Origin of the sequence: Planktothrix sp. FACHB-1355 (genome assembly GCF_014748295.1) — a bacterium.
GTDB classification, from domain to species: Bacteria; Cyanobacteriota; Cyanobacteriia; order Cyanobacteriales; family Aerosakkonemataceae; genus Aerosakkonema; species Aerosakkonema funiforme_A.
This window is the reverse complement of sequence record NZ_JACJUP010000520.1, coordinates 1-4,444: the sequence shown is the minus strand read 5'-3', so window position 1 is coordinate 4,444 and position 4,444 is coordinate 1. Positions and strand designations below refer to the sequence as shown.

At 45.8% G+C, this 4,444-nt stretch carries 2 protein-coding genes; both read left to right on the top strand.

What is annotated here, in order from left to right; all coding sequences use genetic code 11:
- Positions 1-3,142: DNA topoisomerase (ATP-hydrolyzing) subunit B (gene gyrB, locus H6S82_RS19725; protein ID WP_191056594.1), on the top strand; the 3,142-nt coding region annotated here is incomplete at its 5' end.
- 159 nt (positions 3,143-3,301) lie between these two features.
- A complete protein-coding gene (locus H6S82_RS19720; RefSeq protein ID WP_190463279.1) occupies positions 3,302-4,024 on the top strand; it encodes a heme oxygenase (biliverdin-producing) in 723 nt (240 codons plus the stop codon).
- Positions 4,025-4,444: the final 420 nt, after the last annotated feature.

Here is a 4,444-nt window from a genome sequence, read left to right as displayed (position 1 = left end):
CCATCATTTAGTTTACGAGGTGGTGGACAACTCCATCGATGAGGCGCTGGCTGGCTACTGCACTCACATCGAAGTTGACCTCAATGCCGATGGTTCGGTGACGGTGACGGACGACGGGCGGGGCATTCCCACAGATATCCATCCTCGCACAGGCAAATCCGCACTGGAAACAGTGATGACGGTTCTTCACGCCGGAGGTAAGTTTGGCGGCGGCGGTTACAAGGTTTCTGGCGGACTCCACGGTGTCGGTATTTCCGTCGTAAACGCTTTGTCCGAGTGGGTGGAAGTGACCGTGTGGCGCGACAAGCGAGTTCACAAGCAGCGCTTTGAACGGGGTATCCCGATCGGCGAATTAGAGTCCCAACCCATCAAAGAAGCTCGCACAGGCACTTCGGTGACATTTAACCCCGACTCGGAAATCTTTACCACCGGTGTCGAGTTTGATTACACGACTCTGGCGGGACGTTTGCGGGAGTTAGCGTATCTGAATGCTGGGGTAAAAATTACCTTTAGCGATCACCGCCTGGAATTACTAAAAAGCAGTACACCCAAAGTAGAAAGCTACGAATATAAAGGTGGCATTCGCGAATATATCGCTTACATGAACCGCGATAAGCAACCTTTGCACGAAGAAATTATCTATGTGCAAGGGGAGCGCAATGACGTTCAGGTAGAAGTGTCGTTGCAGTGGTGTACTGACGCTTACACAGATAACGTGTTGGGTTTTGCGAATAATATCCGCACCGTTGACGGCGGTACTCACATGGAGGGACTGAAGGCGGTGCTGACGCGGACGCTCAATGCGATCGCCCGCAAGCGCAACAAACTCAAAGAAAATGAACCCAACCTTGCTGGAGAAAACATTCGCGAAGGTTTGACCGCCGTCATTTCCGTCAAAGTACCAAATCCCGAATTTGAAGGTCAAACTAAAACCAAATTGGGGAATCCCGAAGTACGGGGAATAGTTGATTCTCTGGTGGGGGAAGTATTAACCGAGTATTTAGATTTTCGTCTCCCCATTGCTGATGCCATTTTAGAAAAAGCAATTCAAGCATTTAAAGCGGCAGAAGCAGCCCGTCGCGCTCGCGATTTAGTGCGTCGAAAATCAGTTTTAGAGTCTTCACCTTTACCGGGCAAATTAGCAGATTGTAGCTCCAGAGATCCCGCAGAATCAGAGATATACCTGGTCGAAGGGGATTCCGCGGGCGGATGTTGGGTTGGAGATACACTTATTTTATTAGCTGATGGACGCTCTATTAGCTTTAAACAAATTGTTGCCGAACAATTGGAAGGAAAAGAGCATTTTTGTTACACCATCTGCAAGGACGGAAACATCGGCATAGAGCGCATTGTAAACCCCAGAGTGACCAAGAAAAATGCTGAAGTTATCAAGCTAAAATTAGATAATGGGCAAACTCTTATATGCACGCCAGATCACCTTTTTATGTTGCGTGATGGCAGCTATAAAGCAGCGTATTTGTTGACACCTGAAGATGCCTTGATGCCACTTTATCGAAAGATTTCCGAAAAGGATGAACGAGGTAATGGGCTTGACGGTTACGAAATGACTTGGAATTGCAAGCATGATAAATGGATTTACACCCATATTCTGGCGGATATTTATAACCTCCAGAATGGAGTTTATGAATCCAAAGATGGCAATCACCGCCATCATGTAGATTTCAATAAACTCAACAATAATCCGACAAATATCAAGCGGCTTCCTGCGGAAGAGCATTTAGCACTACACCGCGCCCATATCGAAAAAACGTTGCATCGACCGGATGTAATTGAAAAGAGCCGTCAAGCTCATATGAGCGAAGAATATCGTGCCATGATGAGCGATCGGATGTCATGGATAAAAACGAGTTATATTCTTTCACAACAAGCTAAGGCTCAGTGGGAAGATGAAGAGTACAAAGCATACATGATGCAAAAGTGGCGAGATTTTTATGAGAACAACGAAGAATATCGCCAACAAAATCGGGCACAATTGAACAAAGCACAGCAAGAATATTGGAGTGATGAACTGAATCGTTTAATTCAGGCAGAAAGAGTTCGAGAATATTTTGAAAAAAATCCGGAAATGCGGCAGCTTTATTCAGAAGTTGCCAAACAAAAATGGCAAGATGAAGAGTTGTTAGAATGGCGGCGTCAAAAAACAAAAGAACAATGGACAAGCGAATTTCGGGCTAAGCGAAAAGCGGCACTTCACGAAACTTACTATCGCAAGACTATTGAGGCTTTGAAGGATGTAGAAATTCAGATGGGCTTTTTGGATTTGGAAGCTTACGATCTTTACCGTCGCAGACTGAAAGACAAGTCGATCTTGAAATTTCAGACTTTCTGCGATCGCTACTTTGACGGTAGTCGGGTACAAGCGCGTCAAGCGATCGCCAACTACAACCACCGCATTGTCTCGATCGAACGCCTAGAGGAACGATACGATGTTTACGATATCGAAGTTCCCAATACGCATAACTTCGCTTTGGCAAGCGGGATATTTGTGCATAACAGCGCCAAACAAGGACGAGATAGACGCTTCCAAGCGATCCTACCTCTGCGCGGTAAAATCCTCAACATCGAGAAAACCGATGACGCCAAAATCTACAAGAATAACGAAATTCAATCTTTGATAACCGCTTTGGGTTTGGGTGTCAAAGGCGAAGAATTCGACGCTTCCGGACTGCGCTATCACCGCATTGTAATTATGACTGACGCTGACGTTGATGGGGCGCACATACGCACGCTGTTGCTGACATTTTTCTATCGCTATCAACGGGCACTGATCGAGCAAGGTTACATTTACATTGCTTGTCCTCCGCTGTACAAAGTGGAACGGGGTCGCAATCATTACTATTGCTATAGCGATCGCGAACTGCAAAACCTCATTCAACACGAATTCCCCGCCAACGCTAACTACACCATCCAGCGGTTCAAAGGTTTGGGTGAAATGATGCCGGAACAACTCTGGAGTACCACCATGAATCCAGAAACGCGCACCCTCAAACTGGTGGAAATTGAAGACGCTGCCGAAGCCGATCGCATCTTTACCATCCTCATGGGCGATCGCGTAGCCCCCCGCCGCGAATTCATCGAAACCTACGGCCCCAAACTAAATCTCACCGATTTGGATATCTAAACCCTTGTGGGCGGGCACAAGGCCCGCCCTTACAGACCGTTTTGTAAGAAATCTTAATAAAAATTCTCATCAAATCAGTCTAATGTTACGAAATAGACGGTTTAAAACCGTCAGTAAAATAAACAAGCTCCGACCTAGACATAGGGACACAAATTTAGCATGAGCAGTAATTTAGCGACCAAGTTGCGTGAAGGCACCAAAAAAGCCCACACGATGGCAGAAAACGTCGGTTTTGTCAAGTGCTTTTTAAAAGGAGTAGTAGAAAAGAACTCCTACCGTAAGCTGGTAGCCAACTTGTACTTCGTGTACTCAGCGATCGAAGAAGAGATGGAACGGCACCGCGAACACCCCATCCTCTCCAAAATTTACTTCAAAGAGCTGAATCGCAAGAAGAGCCTAGAGCAAGACCTCTGCTACTACTTCGGCCCCAACTGGCGCGAGCAAGTAGCTGCTTCCCCAGCTGCCGAAGCTTATGTGCAGCGGATTAGAGAAGTATCTGCCAGAGAACCCGAACTTTTGATTGCTCAATCTTACACTCGCTACCTGGGTGACTTATCTGGCGGTCAAATCCTCAAAGGGATTGCCGAAAGAGGAATGAACCTAACCGACGGGCAAGGTGTTGCTTTCTACCATTTCAAAGATATTTCTGACGAGAAAGCATTTAAAGCCACCTATCGCCAAGCGTTGAACGAACTGCCGATCGACGAAGCTACAGCCTTACGCATCGTGGACGAAGCCAATGCAGCCTTTGGTATGAACATGAATATGTTCAAGGAACTGGAAGGCAACTTGATCAAGGCCATTGGTTTGATGCTCTACAACACTCTGACCCGCAAACGCACTCGCGGCAGCACCGAAGCCGAATTGGCAACGGCAGAGTAAATTAGAGCTGTTTTAAATTAAATACCGATTCTTCAGACAAGATTACATTTTTTCTCACAATCCTGGAGGCTGGGTGGCGGTTATAGCTAGCTGTCATCAAGTCCCCAGGATTGTCAGCTTTTAGATATTTGGTATGGATAACTTTTTCTCAGATAAATTGCGGATTTCACGTATATAGAAATTTATATTTTTGTAAACTTTGCGTATTAATACTGGCAGGTTTGAGGAAAAATTTGCCAAGATGCCTTCACCATGTCTGGATTTATTGAAAAACGACTCTCAGACAATGGTGAATTTACTGAAATAAGTCTTACAAATATTTGTAGGTTAGGGGGAAAAATGAAAGCAAAGAAAGCCCTCTTTTGTTTAGCTCGTTCAGCTTCCGTTGCAGTCACCGTAGCTTTTTCTGTAGCTATCGCA

Bases quoted from the DNA above. Each gene is read 5' to 3' on its own strand.
- H6S82_RS19720 (WP_190463279.1), top strand. From the start codon at position 3,302: ATGAGCAGTAATTTAGCGACCAAGTTGCGTGAAGGCACCAAAAAAGCC.